Below are 18,560 nucleotides of genomic sequence, written 5' to 3'. Positions count from 1 at the left end.
CAAATCCGGGTAAATCATGCACACCTACCCCAACTTGCTTGAACCCTATGACTTCGGCTTTCTCGCCTTGAGCAACCGGATGGTCATGGGCGCCATGCACACCCGAATCGAAACCCTGGATAAGCCATTGGCACGACAGGTGCAGTTCTTCCGCGAACGCGCGCGCGGCGAAATCGGCCTGATACTCACCGGGGGATACGCGCCGAACCTGGCGGGCCGGATGGAGGAGGACGCGCCCGTCCTCGAGCACCCGGAGCAATTGGCGCCGCATATGGCCATCACGCAGGCCGTGCACGAGGAAGGCGGCAGGATCGTGCTGCAGATTCTGCATGCTGGACGCTATGCCAAGCACCCCTTGTGCGTCGGTCCCACGGCGCTGCGCGCGCCCATCAATCGCCATACGCCTCGCGCGTTGACGCCGGAAGGCATTGCACAGACTGTGCAGGCGATAGCCCATACCGCGAGGCTCGCCCAAGAGGCCGGCTACGACGGTGTGGAGATCATGGGCTCCGAAGGTTATCTGCTCAATGAGTTCACGAGCCCATGCACCAACCTCCGCGGCGACGCCTACGGCGGCAGCTTCGAGAATCGCATCCGCTTTCCCATTGAAACCGTAGCGGCCGTACGCGCCGCCGTCGGCGTCCACTTCCTGCTCATCTACCGGATCTCGGCCATAGACCTGGTGCCAGACGGACTTACCGGCACCGACACCGCGCAGCTTGCGCAACGCCTGCAGCAAGCCGGCGTCGACATGCTCAATACCGGCGTCGGTTGGCACGAGTCGTCCATCCCCACTATTGCGGCGTCCGTCCCTCGAGCTGCCTGGGGGTTCGCCGTCCGCAACATCAAGCGCGCGGTTTCCATTCCCGTCATTGCTTCCAACCGCATCAGCACGCCCGAAGTCGGCGAGCGCCTGCTGGCTGGCGGCACCGCCGACTTCGTGTCAATGGCGAGGCCTCTGCTTGCCGATCCCGAATTCGCCGCCAAGACGCGCCAGGGCCGCGCCGACCTCATCAATAGCTGTATCGCCTGCAACCAGGCGTGCCTGGACCATATCTTCACCGAGCGCGCGGCGTCGTGTCTGGTCAACCCCCGCGCCGGGCGCGAACTCGACTACCCGGCAGGCCGGGCTGCGACGCCGCGCCACATCGCGGTAGCGGGCGGCGGCGCCGCTGGCATGGCCTTCGCCGTCTACGCGGCCGAACGTGGCCACAAGGTTGCGCTGTACGAGGCGGGACAGGATCTGGGCGGCTTGCTGAACCTGGCCCGCCGCATACCAGGAAAAACCGAATTCAATGAAACGCTGCGGTACTTCCAGGCGAGGCTCGCGGGACTCGGTGTGACCGTCGCGCTGGGCCGCCGAGTCACTGCCGCGCAATTGCAAGCGGGAGGATATGAGGCCGTCGTCGTGGCCACGGGCGTGACGCCGCGCTTGCCCGACATAGACGGCATCGACCATCCGAAAGTCGCCCTCTACGACGAAGTCCTGTCGGGACGTCGCCGCGTCGGCGCTCGCGTGGCCCTCATCGGCGCCGGGGGGATTGCCTTCGATATCGCGGAATTTCTCCTGGGCGACGCAGAGGAATCGCTGTCACCCGAACGGTTCCGGCAGCACTGGGGCATCGACGCATCCTTGGAAAACCCCGGCGGCATGATGCACATTTCGCCATGCGCGCCGCGGCGGGTCATCCACATGCTGCAGCGCAGCCCGGACAAGCCGGGCGGGCGCCTGGGTAAAAGCACCGGCTGGATCCTCAAGACCCGCCTGAAGCGCGCTGGCGTTCAGATGATTTCCGGCGCCAGCTATCACCGCATCGACGACGCGGGCCTGACCTACTCCTGTCATGGCGTCACGGAAGTGCTTCCGGTGGATGACGTCATCGTATGCGCGGGCCAGATAGCGCAGAACGAACTGAGCCTGGCCCTGGCCGGCTCCGGCCTGCGCGTGGAAACCATAGGAGGCGCGCGGCACGCGGCTGAACTCGATGCCGCTCGCGCCATCGAGGAGGCGCTGCGGCTGGCCCATGCCTTCTGACCGAGATCTCGCTGTTCGCGGGAATCCATCCCGCCACGACCCCACCGCCGGATATCGCCGCGGCTTCTTATCCCCTCACTACAGGAATTGCTGACCATGAACGACCGTTATGCCTCCTACACCCGGCTCAAGTTCGACCGGCCGCACCCTCGCGTACTGCGCATCACCCTCGCCTCGCCGCTCAAGATGGGCGCCATGGACGCAGCCATGCACCGCGAAGTTTCCCAGATCTGGCGGGACGTGGATGCCGACCCCACGGTCTCGGCCATTCTGCTGACCGGAGAAGGCCGTACCTTCTCCGCCGGCGGCGATCTCAATCATGAACGCCATGGCGCCGACGACTACGACACCCGCATGCAGACGATGAAGGAAGCGCGCGACATCGTCTACGGCATGATCAATTGCTCCAAGCCGATCGTGAGCGCAGCGCGCGGCTGGGCCGTCGGCGCCGGCCTCGCGTGCGTGGTCCTCGCCGACATTTCCATCGCATCCAAGGACGCCCGCTTCTCCGACGGGCACATGAAAATCGGCGTGGCCGCCGGCGACCACGCCACCATCATCTGGCCGCTGCTGTGCGGCATGGCCAAGGCAAAATACTATCTGCTCACGGCGGACAGCTTCACGGGCGAGGAAGCCGAGCGCATGAATCTCATCTCTCTCGCGCTGGACGACTCGGAGGTCGAAGCCAAAGCGGTCGAGCTCGCATCGCGGCTGGCCGATGGCGCGCCTGGCGCCATCCGCTGGACCAAGCACGCGCTGAACAACTGGCTACGGCAGGCCGGCCCGATCTTCGATGCGTCGTTGGCGATGGAGTTCATCGGCATGGCCAGCCCGGAAGGCAAGGAGGGCATGGATGCCTTCCTGCAGAAGCGACCGCCCCGGTTCCCGATCGAAACCCCCTTCTAGGAAGCGTGCCCCGCAAGGCCATGAGGTAATCTCGCTTTCATTCATCTGTTGCAAGGGCGACAACATCGTGGCAAACAAATCAGGCGCCGAGATCCACAATCGGTTGTTCTTCCGTCTGTTCCAACTTGGCAACTCCCTGCAGCGCCAAGCGAGCAACGAGCTTGGCATCAGCACCGTGCAGTGGGCCGTGCTGGGCGCGCTGACTCGGCCTCAGGCGGCAGACGGCATGACCTTCGGCGAACTGGCCGACTATCTCGTGGTCAGCCGGCAAAGCCTGGACGGCGTGCTCAAGCGCCTGGAACGCGAAGGCCATGTGCGCCGGGTTCCCGACAAGAATGACCGGCGCGCGCGCGTCGTCATTCTGTTGCCGGCCGGCCAGCGTTTCTGGGACGAGATCCAGCCCAACATCTACGAGTTTTACCGGCAAGCGATGAAGAGCTTTCAATTCGACGATAGCGTGACCTTCCTGCATTACCTGAATCGCTTGCAGCACGACATCGCCGAGGTAGAACTCTGACGCCTGCCTATCGCTTAGGAAACCCATGAAAATACTGGTACCCGTTAAACGCGTCGTTGACTACAACGTCAAGGTGCGCGTCAAGTCTGATCAAACCGGCGTGGATATCGCCAATGTGAAGATGTCCATGAACCCCTTTGACGAGATTGCCGTCGAGGAAGCGACCCGCCTGAAGGAGAAGGGCGCGGTGGCCGAGGTCGTGGCGGTTTCTTGCGGCGTTGCGCAATGCCAGGAAACGCTGCGCACGGCCATGGCCATCGGCGCCGACCGTGGCGTGCTGGTCCAGACCGATGCCGAGCTGCAGCCGCTGGCCGTGGCCAAGCTGTTGAAGGCGCTGGTCGACAAGGAACAGCCGCAGCTGGTGATCCTGGGCAAGCAAGCCATCGACGACGACGCCAACCAGACCGGCCAGATGCTGGCCGCGCTGCTGGACTGGCCGCAAGCCACGTTCGCCAGCAAGGTCGAGCTGGCCGACGGCAAGGTGACGGTCACGCGCGAAGTCGACGGCGGCCTGGAAACGCTGACCTTGAAGCTGCCGGCCATTGTCACCACCGACCTGCGCCTGAACGAGCCGCGCTACGTCACGCTGCCCAACATCATGAAGGCCAAGAAGAAGCAACTGGACACCGTCACGCCTGAAGAACTGGGTGTGGACGCCGCGCCGCGCCTGAAGACGCTGAAGGTCAGCGAGCCGCCCGCCCGCAAGGCCGGCATCAAGGTGGCCGATGTCGCGGCCCTGGTGGACAAACTCAAGAACGAAGCGAAGGTGGTCTGAACATGACGACGCTGGTTATTGCCGAACACGATAACGCCCAGCTCAAGGGCGCAACCCTGAACGCCGTCGCCGCCGCCGCCAAGATCGGAGGCGACGTGCACGTGCTGGTCGCCGGCGCCAACGCGCGCGCCGTGGCCGACCAGGCCGCTGCCGCCGCAGGCGTCTCCAAGGTCCTGCTGGCCGACGCGCCGCAACTGGCCGACGGCCTGGCCGAGAACGTCGCCGCCCAGGTGCTGGCGGTGGCCTCGGGCTACAGCCACATCCTGTTCCCGGCGACCGCCTCGGGCAAGAACGTGGCCCCGCGCGTGGCTGCCAAGCTGGACGTGGCGCAGATCTCCGACATCATCGGCGTGGAATCCGCCGACACCTTCCAGCGCCCGATCTACGCCGGCAACGCGATTGCCACGGTGCAGTCGGCCGACGCCGTCAAGGTCATCACCGTGCGCACCACCGGCTTTGACGCCGTGGCCGCGCAGGGCGGTTCCGCCGCGGTGGAAGAAATCGCCGCCGTCGCCGATTCGGGCCTGTCCACCTTCGTGGGCCGCGAAGTCGCCAAGAGCGACCGTCCCGAACTGGCCGGCGCGCGCGTCGTCGTCTCCGGCGGCCGCGGCCTGGGCAGCGCCGAGAACTTCAAGATCCTGGATCCGCTGGCCGACAAGCTGGGCGCCGCACTCGGCGCCTCGCGCGCCGCGGTCGACGCAGGCTATGCGCCTAACGACTGGCAAGTCGGTCAGACCGGCAAGATCGTCGCGCCGCAGCTGTATGTGGCGGTTGGTATCTCGGGCGCCATCCAGCATCTGGCCGGCATGAAGGATTCGAAGGTCATCGTGGCCATCAACAAGGATCCGGAAGCGCCGATCTTCGGCGTGGCCGATTATGGCTTGGTGGGCGATCTGTTCCAGGTCGTGCCTGAACTGACCGGCGCGCTGTAAGTCCTATCGCGCTGCAGTATTGAAGGCCCGCCAGCTTCGCGCTGGCGGGCCTTTTTCATGTCCGTAGCCCTGCCGGCTACGGAACAGGCGTAACCGTCCTGTCCTCAGCGCGCGTTCAGGCGATGCCGGACGCCGGTACGCGCGCCGGCAACTGGTCGGCGGGCCGGGTGTCGAGCATGGCTGCCAGTTCCCGCCGCTTCGCGGCATAACCGGGATCGTCGAACAGATTGTCCATCTCGTCCGGGTCTTCAGTCAGACAGTACATCTCGCCCGCGCCGCTACCCAGTTCCACCGTCAGCTTCCAATCGCGTGTGCGCACCGTGCGCAGCTTCAGCTCCACGCCGCAGCGCGATGCCGCCACGTCCCATTCGCTCAGCGCGAACTCGCGTGGGGCATCCCGGCCTTCCAGCAGCGGGCGCAGGCTGCGGCCATGCTGCGGCCCAAGAGCCGGCGCGCCGCCGTAGTCGCAGAAGGTCGCAGCCAGGTCCAGCGTGGAAACCGGGTCTTCCACCTTCTTTCCGGCTGCGATGCCGGGGCCGCTGGCCACCATGGCCACGCGCAGCAGGCCTTCGTATGGCATCGGCCCCTTGAGCATCAGCCCATGATCGCCCAGCCATTCGCCGTGGTCGGAAGTGAAGATTACGATGGTGTCCTGGTCCAGCCCATAATCGCTCAAGGCCTTCATGATGCGCCCCACCTGATGGTCCACCAGCGAGATCATGCCGTAGTAGTTGGCGATGATGCGGCGCAGCGCCTCGTCGGATTGGGTCGGCATGCGCGAGAAATTCTGGCGCACCGCCTGCACCTCGGCGTTTCCCATGGGCTTGCTCTCCATGCTCGCCCTGTGCCACCAGGGCCTGCGCTCGTAGTCGGTGACGCGATGGCGCGGCAGGTCGACTTCGTCGGGGTGATGCAGGCGCGACCAGGGTTCGGGGCAATCGAAGGGATGATGGGGATCGGGGAACGAGGCCCACAGGCAGAATGGCTGGTCGCGCTGTTCCCGCAAGTAGTCGATGGTGCGGTCGCCGATCCAGGCCGAGTTGTGCCAGGCCGCGGGCAGTGCGGAGTTGAAGGTCTGCGGCGCGCCGCTGGCCGGCCCCAGATCCGTCTGGTACAGCTGGTTGCGCAGTTCGCCCAGGCCGTCGCCGTAGTGCCAGCGCGAATGGTTCAGGCCGCCGGGCAAGGGCGTGGGCAGCCAGTAGTTGTGGCCCTCCACCACCAGCTCGACATGCTCGAAGCCCATGTATGGGCCCGCCCAGCCTGGTCCCATGCCGGCCTCGCTGTACTGGCACTCGGGCCGTCCGGTAGCCTGGAAAGTATGGTGCGTGGAGAAATGCGCCTTGCCGATGAAGCCGGTGTCATAACCCGCGGCGGCGAGGCTGCCGGCAAAGCCTGCCTCTCCGGTGCGCAGGTCCAGGTCTATGCCGTTGTCGCGGACGCCATGCGTCAGGGGCAGCAGGCCGGTCAGCATGGAGGCGCGCGAAGGCTGGCAGACGAGGTTGGGCGTAATGCAGGCCGCGAAATGCGTGCCGGTGCGCGCCAGATGATCGATGTGCGGCGTCTTGACCTGGCGCCCGGCAAAGCCCAGGCAGTCGCCGCGATGCTGGTCGGTCGTGATGAGGAGGATATTGGGGCGTTTCATTGCTGCTTGCTGATGGCGGTCTTGATATCGGAAAGCACGGGCGCGAGAACGCGGGTGTCATGGGCGATGCGTTCGCTCAAGCTCAACCCGTCCTGGTCGCCCACGATCATGCCCTGGGCCTGCATCTTGTCCCGGACCTCGGGACTCTTCAGCACGGCGGCCACGGCGCGCTGCAAATCGGCCAGTACCGGCGCCGGCGTCTTTGCCGGCGCAAACAGGCCGAACCAGCTGTAGAACGTGAAGTCCTTCACTTCGTCCTTCACCATCGGCAGGTCGGGCGCGCCTGCGATGGGCGCGGCTCCCGCGTTGGCCAGTCCCTGCACCTTGCCGGCCTTGATCTGCGGCACGGCCGTGCTGGCGACGATGAACATCAGATCGACCTGATTGCCCATCACGCCGACAAAGCCCTGGGGCGCGGCTTTGTACGGCACGTGCTCGAGCGAAATGCCGGCCGCGTGCTCGAACAGCGCCATCGCCAGATGATGGGTAGATCCCGGGCCGCCGCTGGCGTAGGTGATGGCATCGGGCCGGGCGCGCGCCTGCTCCAGCAGTTCGCGCAAGGACTTGAACGGCGCCGAGGGCGACGCGACCAGCACGTATTGCAGGGTCGCCAGCGTAGCGACCGGCGCGAAGTCCTCGGTGCGATACGGCACATCCTGCATCAGGTACGGCACGGCCGTGAACGAGGCGTCCGGCCCCAGCAGCAAGGTATAGCCGTCAGGCTTGGCGCGGGCCACGGCCTGGGAGCCGATGACGCCGGCGCCGCCCGCGCGGTTTTCCACGATGACCGGAACGCTCCATTGCTTGGACATTTCCGCCGCGACCAGGCGTCCGACCACGTCGGCCGCGCCGCCCGGCACCGACGGCACGACCAATGTGACGGGCCGGTCCGGATAGGCTGCACAGACCGCCAGGGGAACGGCCAGACTGCATGCGGCCAAGGCGCCGCATATACGTTTCAGCATGATTGTCTCCATCCCGCGGCTCGCCTCATTCACGGGCAGCTCGCTAGGGAGGATCATCAGACACCGGGACATTCCAGTCCAATGATATATTTTGGGCTTCTCATATCAGAATTGATATGTTCAGATGAACTCTCCAGATCCCGTTCCGTCCCTGCAGCCCGGCTGGTACCTGCGCGGCCGGCTGCGCCTGCGTCACCTGCAACTCATGCTGCTGCTGGACGAAGTCCACAACGTCGGCGCGGCGGCGCAGCGCATGGCCACCACCCAGCCCGCGGTCTCGCGCATGATTGCCGAACTGGAGGACATGCTGGGCGCGCGGCTGTTCGACCGGACACCGAAAGGCACCTTCCCCACGCCCCACGGCGACTCCCTGATCCGCCACGCACGCTGGGTGCTGGGCGACCTGGAACGCATGAGCGGCGAATGGTCCGGCGCGCCCGACCTCGACGTGGAAACCATCCATCTCGGCGTCAACTCGGCGGCGGCGGCCTACCTGGTGCCGCGCGCGCTGCTGCGCTTCGAGCAACGGGCCGCCAACGTCAATGTGCTGGTGCGCGAGGGTTCGCTGGAAGCCTTGATGCCGGACCTGCACACCCGCAAGCTGGACCTGCTGGTGGCGCGCATGGGCGCAGCCGTCCGCACGCCCGATACCCTGGCGCAGGTGCTGTACGAAGAACCGATGTGCTTGTGCGCGCGCAGCGGGCATCCGTTGGCGGGGGTGGCCCAGGTCTCCTGGGCCCAACTGGCCGCCTACCCGTGGATCATGCCGCCGCGCGGCAGCCCTGCACGCATCGGCCTGGACATGCTGCTGCAACGCCAAGGCCTGTACCCGCCATCGCGCATCGAATCGGCTTCGGCCCTGAACAATATGATGCTGATGGCCAATAGCGACTTGCTGTCGCTGCTGCCGCGCTGCGTCGCCCGCCATCCCGCCAGCAGCCACGGCATCGCCATCCTGGACATCGAACTACCGCCCGTGTTCGGTCCGCTGGGCATCGTGCGGCACCACAGCCTGGATTTGTCGCCGCGGATGCGGGATTTGATTGACTGCCTGCGGGCGGAAGCCGCCGAGGCGGCGGCGGCTTCCCCAGACAGGTAGGTCAGTTGGCTGGCGTCGAGCCAGCGACCGCCTCCGACCGGCGAGCCTCGGCATGATGCGCAGCTGCGCTTCGGACGCAGCACAACCGCTCCACGCATCGGCTGTTAGTGAAACTACCGACTCCCTCACGCCTTGACACGGCAAATGCCCAGCCCTAAATTAATTATGTGATTTTTCACCGATTATTCACACATAAATGACGAACATAAAGCCGCTCCTGAAAGCTGTTCCCAAGAAGTCGACGGCGCCGATCAAAGACGCGGAGGATCTATTCCACGTCACGGATTGGCCCATGCACTACTTCCTGGCCATCGACCGCTTCCATATCCGGAACATCGCTCGCGTGTTGTCCGCCCATCACTGCTCTCCCCTGATGTGGCGAGTCCTGAGCATCCTGGCCGACCGCGACGGACACAGCGTGTCGGAGCTGGCGGACCTCAGCGTGATCGAACGCTCCAACCTGAGCCGCATCCTCGACGCCATGGAACGCGATGAACTGATCGAGCGCATCGGACATGAGACCGACAAGCGGCAAACGCATGTGTTCCTGTCCGAGCAGGGCCGCCAGCTCTTCGTCGAATCGCTGCCCGCGGTGCTGGACTATTACGCGCGGTTCCTCACGGGAATATCTCCGAGCGAGATGACCGTCCTGATGAGTGTGCTGAAGAAGATCAAGCGCAACGTCGCTTCGTTCGATTCACGAGATTCCAGCGACCTGGATTAGCCATTGATGCGAGGGACCCACCATGAACATGAGCCGTCGTTCCGCCCTGCAGTCGACATTTGCTTTCGCCGCATCAGCCCTCTTGCCCAAGGCGGCTGACGCGCAGGATTCATGGGTTCCCACCAAGCCGATACGAACCATTGTTCCGTATTCGGTAGGCACTCCGCCCGACGTGGTTACGCGCATCGTCGCAGCGAAAATGACGACGAATATCGGGCAATCCGTGTATGTCGAGAATCGGCCCGGCGCGACCGGCACGGTAGGCCTGGGCGAACTGCTGCGCCAGCCATCCGACGGCTACACCCTCATGACCATGCTGCAACCCATCTCAGTCGCGCCCGCACTCTATCCGGCCCTGACCGTGGACCTGTCGCGCGACCTGAACGCGGTCGGCCAGTTCACCAGCTATTGCAATGTGCTCACCGTCCACCCCAGCATTCCAGCCCACAAGGTCGCCGAATTGGTCGCGCTGCTGAAGGCCAAGCCCAATGACTTCAATTTCGGCTCGGGCGGCAGCGGTACGCCGGCCCATCTTTCGGGTGAACTGTTCAAGCAACAAGCGGGCGTGCTGGCGACCCACGTGCCCTACAACCAATTCCCGCAGGCGGTGGGCGATCTGTTGCAGGGGCGTCTGCAGTTCATGTTCGTGACCAGCAGCGTAATCGTTCCCCATATTCAGACAGGCCGCGTCCGCGCGCTCGCCGTGACCGGCGCCAAGCGGATTTCCGCCCTGCCGGACGTACCCACGATGATCGAATCGGGATACCCGGAGTTCGACGTCAGCGGCTGGGACGGCTTCGTCGTTCGCTCCGGCACGCCGGCAAAAGTAATCGCGCGGCTCAATGCCGAGCTTGCCAAGGCCGTGAAGTCCCCCGACGTTGCGGACCGGTTCCTGGCATTGGGCGTAGACCCCGTCACGGGCAATCCCGCGCAGTTCTCGGACCTTATCGCCGCCGAGTCCCGGCGTTGGGGAAATCTGGTTCGCAGCGCCGGAATCAAGGCGGAGTAAAAGCATGGATGGCAAACGCGGCAAGCCGATGAACAAGATCAAGAATGTTCTTTTCATCATGTGCGACCAACTGCGCGCCGATTATCTTGGCTGCTATGGGCATCCCACCATAAAAACGCCGAACATCGACGCCCTGGCGGCCCAAGGGGTGAAATTCACCCGTTCATACTGCGCGGCGCCTACCTGCGGCCCCTCGCGCATGTCGTTCTACACCGGGCGGTCCATGTTCAGCCATGGCGCCATCTGGAACTTCGTGCCATTGTCCATCCGCGAACAGACCATCGGAGATTTTCTGCGCCCGCATGGCGTGCGCGTCGCGCTGGCGGGAAAAACCCATTTCGCGGCCGACATGGAGGCGATACGGCGTCTGGGCATTCCAGCGGCGGACGGCTCCGCAATGCTTGAAGGCGGTTTCGAAGTCGTGGATCGCTACGAAGGACACGCGGACCCCGGCGGCGATCATCCCTACACGCGCTTTCTCAGGAACGCGGGCTATGGCGGACCGAACCCGTGGGACGAATTCGTGATGTCCGCAACCGATGTCGCGGGCACGCGCGTCAGCGGTTGGAAGATGCGCAACGTGCATTTGCCGGCGCGGGTCCGGGAGGAACACTCGGAGACGGCCTACACCACGGACGTGGCGATCGACTTTGTCCGGCGGCAGGACGACCAGCCCTGGTTCCTGCACCTTTCCTACATCAAGCCGCATTGGCCTTACCTGGCGCCCGCGCCGTACCACGACCTGTACGGCGTGGATGATTGCATCCCGACCGTCAAATCCGAAGCTGAGTTGATCAACCCCCATCCCGTCTATGCCGCCTATCTGAAGCACCGCGAGTCGGTGAACTTCGCACGCGACGAGGTCGCGGCACGGGTCAAGATTCCCTACATGGGGTTGATCTCGCAAATCGATCATCATCTCGGCCGCTTGATGGCCACTTTGCGCGAAACTGGTCAGGACCAGAACACGCTCATCGTCTTCACGTCAGACCATGGCGATTATCTGGGCGATCATTGGCTGGGCGACAAGGACCTGTTCCATGAACCTTCGGTGCGCATTCCGATGATCGTGGTCGATCCACACGACGATGCGTCGGCAAGCCGAGGCAGCGCTTCAGCCGCGCTGGTGGAATCCATAGACTTCTTGCCGACCGTCATGGATGCGCTGGGGTTCGAACGACCCAACCATTTGCTCGAAGGCGATTCCCTGCTGGGCCATACCCGCGGCCGCAACCCGGGCTGGCGGGATGCGGCCATCAGCGAGATTGACTACGCCTACCGCGAAGCGCGCGTTGAACTGGCCCAGGATCCCCGGCATTGCCGAGGCTACATGGTGCGCACCGAGAACTGGAAGTACATCTATTGGGACGGACACGCCGAACAGCTGTTTGACATGTCGCTCGATCCTGACGAATTGCGCGACGTCGCCGGCGACGAGGGACTGTCCCGCGTGCTGTCGGAACACAAGGAACGGCTCTTCGAATGGATGCGCACGCGCAAGCTCAGCGTAACCGTGCCCGACGAGAGCATCATGGTCTCCCGCCACACGATCGAGCCGCGGCACGGTATCGAGATCGGCGTTTGGTAGCGGGACGCGCCACGCGCGTCCCGCATGCCGGCCTAGCTGGCGCGGCGCGCGGTCAGCCACTGCGCGGGCTTGAGCGCCTTTTCCACGATGCGGATTTCACCGATGCTGCCGAAGAAGCCGTCGGCGCGTTCGCCGTCCCACGAACCCGCACCGATGACCCAGGGCATGTCGGCGGCCAGCGTCGCCAGGCCAGGCGCGTTGCTGACGTTGCGCAATACCGGCGCGCCCTCGATATAGAGGATGGTCTCGTGCGTGTCAGCGTCGTTGACCACCGCGACATGGAACCATTTGTCCGCGATGATCTCGCCCGACCAGTTGGTCTTGCCGCCGCGCTCGCCCGCCACGGCCGGCACGACTTCCCACTGGATCTCACGTAGGCTGGACACGGCGAAGATCAGGGGCGGGGATTCCGGGTCGCCGCCCGTGAACCCGGCCAGGTCGCCGCGCTTGCCGTCGCGCGTCATCACGTTCATCCAGGCGTGCTTCTGCGCGCTCCAGTCCTTGTCGATCTTGAGGAAGGCCTCGACCGTGTAGCCGTTGGGCACCGTGGCGCTGTTGATCGCCGCCGCGGCATCGGTGGTGAAGTAGCTCATGCGCGCCGTGTTCTTGTCCGTATTCAGGAAGCGCACCGAACCGGGCGCGGCGGACAAGAAGTGGTGATCGTCCGACCACAGCAGGTCGCCTTCCTGCGCGCCCGCCACGCCGTCGATGTTGAGCGCCGCGCGGCGGACCGGGTTCAGGCCGGCCGCATCCGCGACGGTTTCGCCAACCTTGACGGGCTGCCCGGCCTTGCCGCCGAAGAAGCGCCAGTGCGCCAGCGTCCCCGCCACCAACGGATAGTCATTGCTGTCGGCGGCCGGCTTTTGCTCGATGGTCGCGGGATCCGTGTAGTTGGCCAGGATCAACGCCGTGGCCTGCTCGACCAGCGAGGTATGCGTGGGCGCCGCGGCCTTGAATGTCTTGTTGAAGCCGGAGAAGCGGCTGGCGAAGTCCATCTTGATGGTGAATTGCTCATTGGGCGCGGTCAGCACCGCCTGGTCGAACGCATTGAGCGTGTCCTTGGGCTTCTGCGGTACCCAGGGCGAGAACGACAGCACCCGGATCTCGTTGTTGCCGAGATCGAATTCGTACAGACGCATCAGGCCGTTGCCGCCCTGATAGGCCATCTGGTAGTCCACCACCATCTCCTCCACCGCGTGGCCATAGGCATTGGTCTTGGTCAGGCGGGTGGCGCCGTGGTAGTGGCCGTTGAGCGTCATGAAGATCTGATCGTTGTCGCGGATCAGCTTGTCCCACAACATCTTGCCGTAGGGCACTTCCAGCGGGCTGACACCGTCCTTGTCGATGTTCAACAACTGGTGGTTGACCAGGATGGCGGGCAACGTGGGGTTGGCGCGCAACACCTGATTGGCCCAGGCCAGCGCGTCATTCGACGCGCGCCAGGATAGCGACAGCACCAGGAACTTCTGCCCTTCGGCCTCGAACACGTGGTACTCATGGAAGCCGCTGGCATCGCGGCCGCCGAAGGTCGCTTGTTGCTTGGCCCGCGTGACGCTGAAGTGCTGCAGGTACGGTTCCTTGGCCAGATCGCGCTGCGCATCCGTGTTGGCCGACTGGCTGCTCTCGTCCACGTAATCTCGGTCAACGATCACGTCATGGTTGCCCGCCAGGATCGAATACGGCACCTTGCCGTCTTCCAGCACCTTCATCGCGGCGCTGGCCACCTTCCACTGATCAGGCTTGCCCTGCTGATCGACCACATCGCCCAGATGGACCAGGAACGGAATATTGAGCGCCTTGGCGTGCTCGGCCACCCAGCGCGTCTGCGCCTGGTAGGGCTCGCTGCCGTACTTGCGCATGAACTGCTGGTTTTCGGCGTCGGTGGCGTAGCGCGAATAGAACTGCGTATCCGGCAGCACCGCCAGCGCGAAGCTCGACACCAAGGCCGGCTGGGGCTTGCCCGTGCCGCCATCGCCGTCATCTTCATCGTCGTCATCGCCGCCGCCATTGCAGCCGCTAAGCAGGAAACTGCCGCCCATGGGCAACAGCGTCACGCCCAAGCCGGCGCGCAACAAACTGCGCCGCCGGTTGTCGGGCGCCAGCGGCAAGGCATCCGCCGCCTGCTCCCCGATCTGCGTGTCACCCTGGCCGTGCTTGCTGTCCTTCGTCATCTCTGCTGCCTGTTCAAAAAAGGCGGGAGTCTAGAGACGCGGAATGACGGCCCAATGACGATGTCTGCCACGCAAATGCAAAAAAGCCGGCAGCGCTTGCGCGATACCGGCTTTCAGCCAAAGGCGTCGGGAAACACCTTCATGAATTCGACCACATGAGTGGTCGGGGCGAGAGGATTCGAACCTCGCGAAACCCTGCCCCCTGCCCAGGGAGACTTGTGTCATGTCAGTCTCGAGCGGTGCACCAAATTGACACGTCCTGAATTCTATCACTCGTTTACATCCCGTGTTAACGGTCGCCCGTCACTCAACACTCCTGGACAGACTGCACACTAAATGATGGCAATACTTGCGAATCGAACGCGCCGCTCCTTCATGAAAGAGAGCAGTAGATTCAATTCACAATAATTGTTACATTAACAGAAAAAGGAGCGGTCATGAGTACATCCACAAATGTCGTCCCCGAAAATGCAGGTGCCCGACAGTCCTTTGTAAGGCACTTCGCAATTACGGGCCTATTTGGCTACCGGTCAATTAGTCTCGATTCAGAGTATGCAGCAACAATTCTCATCGCACGCAACGGCGCGGGAAAAACCACAATGTTGGGCGCGTTAGACGCGTTCCTCAGATGCCAGTTCGGGCGCCTTGCCGACCTGAGCTTCGAGAAGATTGAATGCAGCTTGAGAGGCGTGGATCGACTACTCGTCCTAGACAAGTCCGACCTGGATTACTTTCTGACAAAGGTGAACGAAAATCCCGCTGCGCAACGCTTTGCCAAGACATTTGAACTCGATTTAGCCGACGTCCTTTTCTTTGTACTTTGGGAGTATCCCGTTCTTGCTGGAGATCGGCAAGAACTATTACGGCACCCAGTTTTTTACAAAGTTTATCAACATAGCTCACATACATTTGAATCGACCGAAAGACAATTCCGCACGATTTTCGAAGCAACCAGTGATCCTGAATCACCCATCGTATCCCTGCGGAATGACGTGGCTAAGGCGCTGGCCGACATCGAGATTGTCTACTTGCCAACGTACAGGCGCATCGAGCTCTCTTTACCAGAGCCGGACGAGTCTCGCACCTACCGCCGGCCACCTACAATTCAGGCACGTCTCGGCCTCACGCGTCGCGGCCTCCACGCAGGCGACATCCAATTCGGCCTTTCTGATATCTCTGCGCGGCTCAAGCAACTGCACCAAGAGATCATGTCAGAATCAAATCAAAAATATGCAGAAATTAGTGCAAATATTATTGATGATCTAATAAGCGGCGCATTTGAAAATCAAAGCCCGAGTTTAGCAGATAGACCCACCAACGAAGAATTAAACATATTTTTCGATCGCATGAAGGACTCGCGAAATGATCGATATGGATTCTTCGGCCCCTATGGTCGCCCCAACAAAATACCGGACCTAGGTCAAATATACACCGGAAATATTCCCGAAAATTCCGTTAAATTCCTTACCTACTTTCTAGGAAAGCTTAACAGCGTAATTCAAAAGACGCGCAAAACTGAGCAGGTAGTGGAGAATTTCGTCGCTAATTGCAATAGGTATCTGTCAGCCGATGATCCAACAACGGACCGAGAAGGGGTGTCCAACGGTGACGACAAAGAATTGAAGTTGGAGCGGGCCAGCCTCGACGTATCTGTGTGGAGTGGACGCCGAGAAAAGGAAATTCCTCTAGATGCACTATCATCCGGCGAAAAACAAATGATCTCGCTATTCGCCCGGCTTTACTTGTATCCAAAGGAAAAGCTAGTGCTCATAGACGAGCCAGAACTATCGTTATCACTGGACTGGCAACGAAAGATATTACCGGACATCCTGAATGCAAACCTGTGTAAACAGGTAATTGCCATCACACACTCGCCTTTTATTTTCGATAATGAACTCGATATTTTTGCCAAGGCAATTCAGGTAAGAATCGCGGACAACGAGTGTGGAGCATAAGATGGCGCAGGAAATAGCACCGGAGGCAATCCCAAAAGAGGGTGGGGAAGACCTAGTTCAGCAGATGCGAAACGCTAGAAATTCGCCCGTTGTCCACAAAACCACTTTAGCTACTTTTCGCGGTCAAAACCCCGAGTGCCTGGTATTTGTATGCGAGGGCGTAGAAGACAAGAAAGTTTATTTTCACTGGCTCCGACATCTCGACCCGGATCTAGACTATGAATTCCAAGTATGCAATGGCAAGGGGAAGCTGCTGGAATTCAGAAAGCTACTAAGGCGTGACATTTCAGGCTTAGGCAAAGGCGTCTACTTTCTGGTTGATCGTGATTTCGACGGAATGCGCGGCCACCCTATTGATTCCGATGTCTACATTTCTGATAGCTATTCATTTGAAAACCACCTAGTACATCGCGAAGTTTTAGAGAACATTTTAGCGGTCGAACTGCATTGCCACGGAGACCGTCAAAGCAGAGAGAATGTCCTAGGTGTTTTTGAAGAAATATATACCGCGTTTCTTGTTGCGACCAAGCCAATCAACGAACGGATTTTTTATGCACGGCGCCTTGGTATCAATACAACCACGATACCCAACAAGTTGAAGAAGCTTGCCGACGTCACATTAACCACCGTGGATGCACTACAAGAGGAAATTGCAGCGATAGTCGGACTTGAGCGAGAGCCGGCGCAGGAAGAGATCGACAGTCTCCATGGAGAATTCGAGGAACTGGATCACCGTATAAACTACCGAGGGAAATTTGCTTTTATGTTCTTCCTCCGCTGGCTAGACCTTTTAGGTAAAGACAGGAATTCGGAACAACCAATCCTCTTCAAGGGCGCGGAGAAAATCGCGGCTGTAGCGAATGGGCAGATATCTCTTGATTCGATCGCAGCCAAGTCTCTCCCTCCCCCTCTATTCAGGCAATTCGTTCAAACGATACCTCGTCCAAACGGGCTCAAACCTGTCGCAGCGAGAGCCGCATACGGATGACATATTTGGTTATGCTCCAAGTTGCAGCATAAAGTGGCAGTTACACTTAGCCGCTATCTGCGGTCAATTTTATTGAGTGGAGGCTGTCCAATACAGCGGCAGCCTCCGCTCCAGTCGCTTCCGGCGACAAGTGTGCGTACTTCTGGGTCATCAAGACATTCGCGTGGCCCAGAAGCTTCGACACCTTCAGCAGTGAAACCCCAGCTTGAACCAGCCGCGCCGCAAAGGTGTCGCGGAAGGTATGGGGCGTCACCTTGTCGGCCTGCGGGTCGGCGTTCAGTCCACACTTCTCAATGTGATTCTGGATCGCGTCGGTCGCGTGCCCCCTAGGAAGATCAACACCAGCCCAGGAGCCGCCTTTGAGTTTTGGGAATACGTATGAGTATTCCCGCCCTTTCATCATTTCCCAGCGCGTCCTTAGCACCGTCAGAGTGCGAAGCGGCAAGTGCAGAAGACTTTCATTATCCACCTTCGAACGGTACAGGCTGATGGTCCCGGCCTTAAGATCGAGCTGAGACCACTTCAACCCCGCGACTTCGCTATATCTTCCTCCGGTATCTAGCAAAAGCATTGTGAGTATGTAGACGTCTGTCGCGGCTTGATCTCCACTACGTCCTCTAGCTCTGTCGGCAAGGCTGGAGAGTAACTTGAACTCTTCATGCATCGACAGCCACCGGAGCTTTCCCTTCCGCTCAGGAAGCTTGAGGGAGGCCGCCCGATTCCGGCCATGCGACCACACAAGGGGAGGTTCGGGTGTAAGAACGTTAACGGATTTCGCGTAGCCGACAAGCGACTGAACAAGTGCCATCTCGCGGTTAATTGTGGCAAAGCCCAGCCCTTCGCGTAGACGCGCCGCCTTAAGGCCAAGAAGATGTTCTTGAGTCAACGATGCTACGAGAAGATCACGGGGCAGTCCGAACCTCACGCCCTCCATCAATTGCCATTGACGTCCACCAATACGGCGCAGCTCATCTCCAAACAATTTGCGGACCCGTGAGCCATTGTTTCTGTGATCGCGGTGAACATGTTGAGATACCGATAGCCAAGCCTGGGCCAACTCATAGAGCGTCAAATTTCGGTAACCACGGCGTGCAACCTCAACCTCTACGCGAATCCTGTCCCGGCGCTTCACCTCCCAGGCTTGGGCGTCAATCTTTCTCCGGCATCCAGTTGTCTCTCGGACCACTACGCCGTCAACAGAGAACTTGCACTGCCATACGGACGATCCGGCCCGTTTAAAAACCGTCATGATTA

15 protein-coding genes are annotated in these 18,560 nt (G+C 61.5%); 11 read left to right on the top strand and 4 right to left on the bottom strand.

Annotation, left to right across the window (positions count from 1 at the left end; all coding sequences use genetic code 11):
* The first annotated feature begins 16 nt into the window (after positions 1 to 16).
* The 5 genes from AC3WOB_RS02040 (at position 17) to AC3WOB_RS02020 (ending at position 5,165) form a co-directional block, all read left to right on the top strand.
* Positions 17 to 2,035 carry an oxidoreductase gene (locus AC3WOB_RS02040; RefSeq protein ID WP_492274015.1) on the top strand — a complete coding sequence of 673 codons (2,019 nt, stop codon included), beginning with the start codon at positions 17 to 19 and terminating at the stop codon, positions 2,033 to 2,035.
* Positions 2,036 to 2,131: 96 nt separating this feature from the next.
* Positions 2,132 to 2,941 (top strand): enoyl-CoA hydratase/isomerase family protein, encoded by an 810-nt coding sequence (locus tag AC3WOB_RS02035; protein ID WP_492274014.1) that lies wholly within the window; start codon positions 2,132 to 2,134, stop codon positions 2,939 to 2,941.
* Positions 2,942 to 3,008: 67 nt separating this feature from the next.
* Complete coding sequence (locus AC3WOB_RS02030) at positions 3,009 to 3,458, top strand: MarR family winged helix-turn-helix transcriptional regulator (protein WP_207467849.1); 450 nt, start codon at positions 3,009 to 3,011, stop codon at positions 3,456 to 3,458.
* 25 nt (positions 3,459 to 3,483) lie between these two features.
* Positions 3,484 to 4,233: an electron transfer flavoprotein subunit beta/FixA family protein gene (locus tag AC3WOB_RS02025; RefSeq protein WP_454668052.1), complete on the top strand. Its 750-nt coding sequence runs from the start codon at positions 3,484 to 3,486 to the stop codon at positions 4,231 to 4,233.
* A gap of 2 nt (positions 4,234 to 4,235) precedes the next feature.
* Positions 4,236 to 5,165, top strand: coding sequence for an electron transfer flavoprotein subunit alpha/FixB family protein (locus tag AC3WOB_RS02020; protein WP_013392407.1), 930 nt, complete (start codon positions 4,236 to 4,238; stop codon positions 5,163 to 5,165).
* A gap of 115 nt (positions 5,166 to 5,280) precedes the next feature.
* Here the strand turns inward: AC3WOB_RS02020 and AC3WOB_RS02015 are convergent, their stop codons facing one another.
* Together AC3WOB_RS02015 and AC3WOB_RS02010 are read right to left on the bottom strand one after the other, a co-directional pair.
* Complete coding sequence (locus AC3WOB_RS02015) at positions 5,281 to 6,807, bottom strand: sulfatase-like hydrolase/transferase (protein WP_492274013.1); 1,527 nt, start codon at positions 6,805 to 6,807, stop codon at positions 5,281 to 5,283.
* Entirely contained in the window at positions 6,804 to 7,772 is a 969-nt protein-coding gene (locus AC3WOB_RS02010; protein ID WP_492274012.1) for a Bug family tripartite tricarboxylate transporter substrate binding protein, read from the bottom strand. The genes AC3WOB_RS02015 and AC3WOB_RS02010 overlap by 4 nt, the downstream gene beginning before the upstream one ends.
* A 124-nt stretch (positions 7,773 to 7,896) precedes the next feature.
* Between AC3WOB_RS02010 and AC3WOB_RS02005 the strand changes: the two genes are divergently transcribed.
* The 4 genes from AC3WOB_RS02005 to AC3WOB_RS01990 all read left to right on the top strand — a co-directional run bounded on the left by AC3WOB_RS02005 (position 7,897) and on the right by AC3WOB_RS01990 (position 12,192).
* Complete coding sequence (locus tag AC3WOB_RS02005) at positions 7,897 to 8,871, top strand: LysR family transcriptional regulator (RefSeq protein WP_492274011.1); 975 nt, start codon at positions 7,897 to 7,899, stop codon at positions 8,869 to 8,871.
* Positions 8,872 to 9,163: 292 nt separating this feature from the next.
* Positions 9,164 to 9,595: a MarR family winged helix-turn-helix transcriptional regulator gene (locus AC3WOB_RS02000; RefSeq protein WP_049797877.1), complete on the top strand. Its 432-nt coding sequence runs from the start codon at positions 9,164 to 9,166 to the stop codon at positions 9,593 to 9,595.
* A 22-nt stretch (positions 9,596 to 9,617) separates the two neighbouring features.
* On the top strand, positions 9,618 to 10,604 hold the full coding sequence (locus tag AC3WOB_RS01995; RefSeq protein WP_492274010.1) for a Bug family tripartite tricarboxylate transporter substrate binding protein: 987 nt from the start codon (positions 9,618 to 9,620) through the stop codon (positions 10,602 to 10,604).
* Positions 10,605 to 10,608: 4 nt separating this feature from the next.
* On the top strand, positions 10,609 to 12,192 hold the full coding sequence (locus AC3WOB_RS01990; protein WP_492274009.1) for a sulfatase-like hydrolase/transferase: 1,584 nt from the start codon (positions 10,609 to 10,611) through the stop codon (positions 12,190 to 12,192).
* Between the two features lie 32 nt (positions 12,193 to 12,224).
* Here the strand turns inward: AC3WOB_RS01990 and AC3WOB_RS01985 are convergent, their stop codons facing one another.
* The gene (locus tag AC3WOB_RS01985) at positions 12,225 to 14,363 is read right to left on the bottom strand and encodes a laminin G domain-containing metallophosphoesterase family protein (RefSeq protein ID WP_492274008.1); all 2,139 of its coding nucleotides are present in this window, start codon (positions 14,361 to 14,363) and stop codon (positions 12,225 to 12,227) included.
* A gap of 437 nt (positions 14,364 to 14,800) precedes the next feature.
* Here AC3WOB_RS01985 and AC3WOB_RS01980 point away from each other — a divergent pair, with 437 nt between their 5' ends.
* Entirely contained in the window at positions 14,801 to 16,318 is a 1,518-nt protein-coding gene (locus AC3WOB_RS01980; RefSeq protein ID WP_492274007.1) for an AAA family ATPase, read from the top strand.
* A 1-nt stretch (position 16,319) separates the two neighbouring features.
* A complete protein-coding gene (locus tag AC3WOB_RS01975; protein WP_492274006.1) occupies positions 16,320 to 17,306 on the top strand; it encodes a DUF4435 domain-containing protein in 987 nt (328 codons plus the stop codon).
* A gap of 46 nt (positions 17,307 to 17,352) precedes the next feature.
* Here AC3WOB_RS01975 and AC3WOB_RS01970 read toward each other — a convergent pair whose 3' ends face one another.
* Positions 17,353 to 18,555, bottom strand: a complete 1,203-nt coding sequence (locus AC3WOB_RS01970; protein WP_492274005.1) for a tyrosine-type recombinase/integrase — start codon at positions 18,553 to 18,555, stop codon at positions 17,353 to 17,355.
* Positions 18,556 to 18,560: the final 5 nt, after the last annotated feature.

The organism is Achromobacter sp. FW305-C-30-7, assembly GCF_058783105.1.
Note: the sequence above shows the minus strand (reverse complement) of the source record. Positions and strands in the feature narration are given on the sequence as shown.

Excerpts from the sequence above, each read along its gene's own strand:
- AC3WOB_RS02040 (WP_492274015.1), top strand. The coding sequence starts at position 17 with ATGCACACCTACCCCAACTTGCTTGAACCCTATGACTTCGGCTTTCTC.
- AC3WOB_RS01980 (WP_492274007.1), top strand. The coding sequence starts at position 14,801 with ATGAGTACATCCACAAATGTCGTCCCCGAAAATGCAGGTGCCCGACAG.
- AC3WOB_RS02010 (WP_492274012.1), bottom strand. The coding sequence starts at position 7,772 with ATGCTGAAACGTATATGCGGCGCCTTGGCCGCATGCAGTCTGGCCGTT.
- AC3WOB_RS02025 (WP_454668052.1), top strand. The coding sequence starts at position 3,484 with ATGAAAATACTGGTACCCGTTAAACGCGTCGTTGACTACAACGTCAAG.
- AC3WOB_RS01970 (WP_492274005.1), bottom strand. The coding sequence starts at position 18,555 with ATGACGGTTTTTAAACGGGCCGGATCGTCCGTATGGCAGTGCAAGTTC.
- AC3WOB_RS01975 (WP_492274006.1), top strand. The coding sequence starts at position 16,320 with ATGGCGCAGGAAATAGCACCGGAGGCAATCCCAAAAGAGGGTGGGGAA.
- AC3WOB_RS02035 (WP_492274014.1), top strand. The coding sequence starts at position 2,132 with ATGAACGACCGTTATGCCTCCTACACCCGGCTCAAGTTCGACCGGCCG.
- AC3WOB_RS01985 (WP_492274008.1), bottom strand. The coding sequence starts at position 14,363 with ATGACGAAGGACAGCAAGCACGGCCAGGGTGACACGCAGATCGGGGAG.
- AC3WOB_RS02020 (WP_013392407.1), top strand. The coding sequence starts at position 4,236 with ATGACGACGCTGGTTATTGCCGAACACGATAACGCCCAGCTCAAGGGC.
- AC3WOB_RS02000 (WP_049797877.1), top strand. The coding sequence starts at position 9,164 with ATGCACTACTTCCTGGCCATCGACCGCTTCCATATCCGGAACATCGCT.
- AC3WOB_RS01990 (WP_492274009.1), top strand. The coding sequence starts at position 10,609 with ATGGATGGCAAACGCGGCAAGCCGATGAACAAGATCAAGAATGTTCTT.
- AC3WOB_RS02005 (WP_492274011.1), top strand. The coding sequence starts at position 7,897 with ATGAACTCTCCAGATCCCGTTCCGTCCCTGCAGCCCGGCTGGTACCTG.
- AC3WOB_RS02015 (WP_492274013.1), bottom strand. The coding sequence starts at position 6,807 with ATGAAACGCCCCAATATCCTCCTCATCACGACCGACCAGCATCGCGGC.
- AC3WOB_RS01995 (WP_492274010.1), top strand. The coding sequence starts at position 9,618 with ATGAACATGAGCCGTCGTTCCGCCCTGCAGTCGACATTTGCTTTCGCC.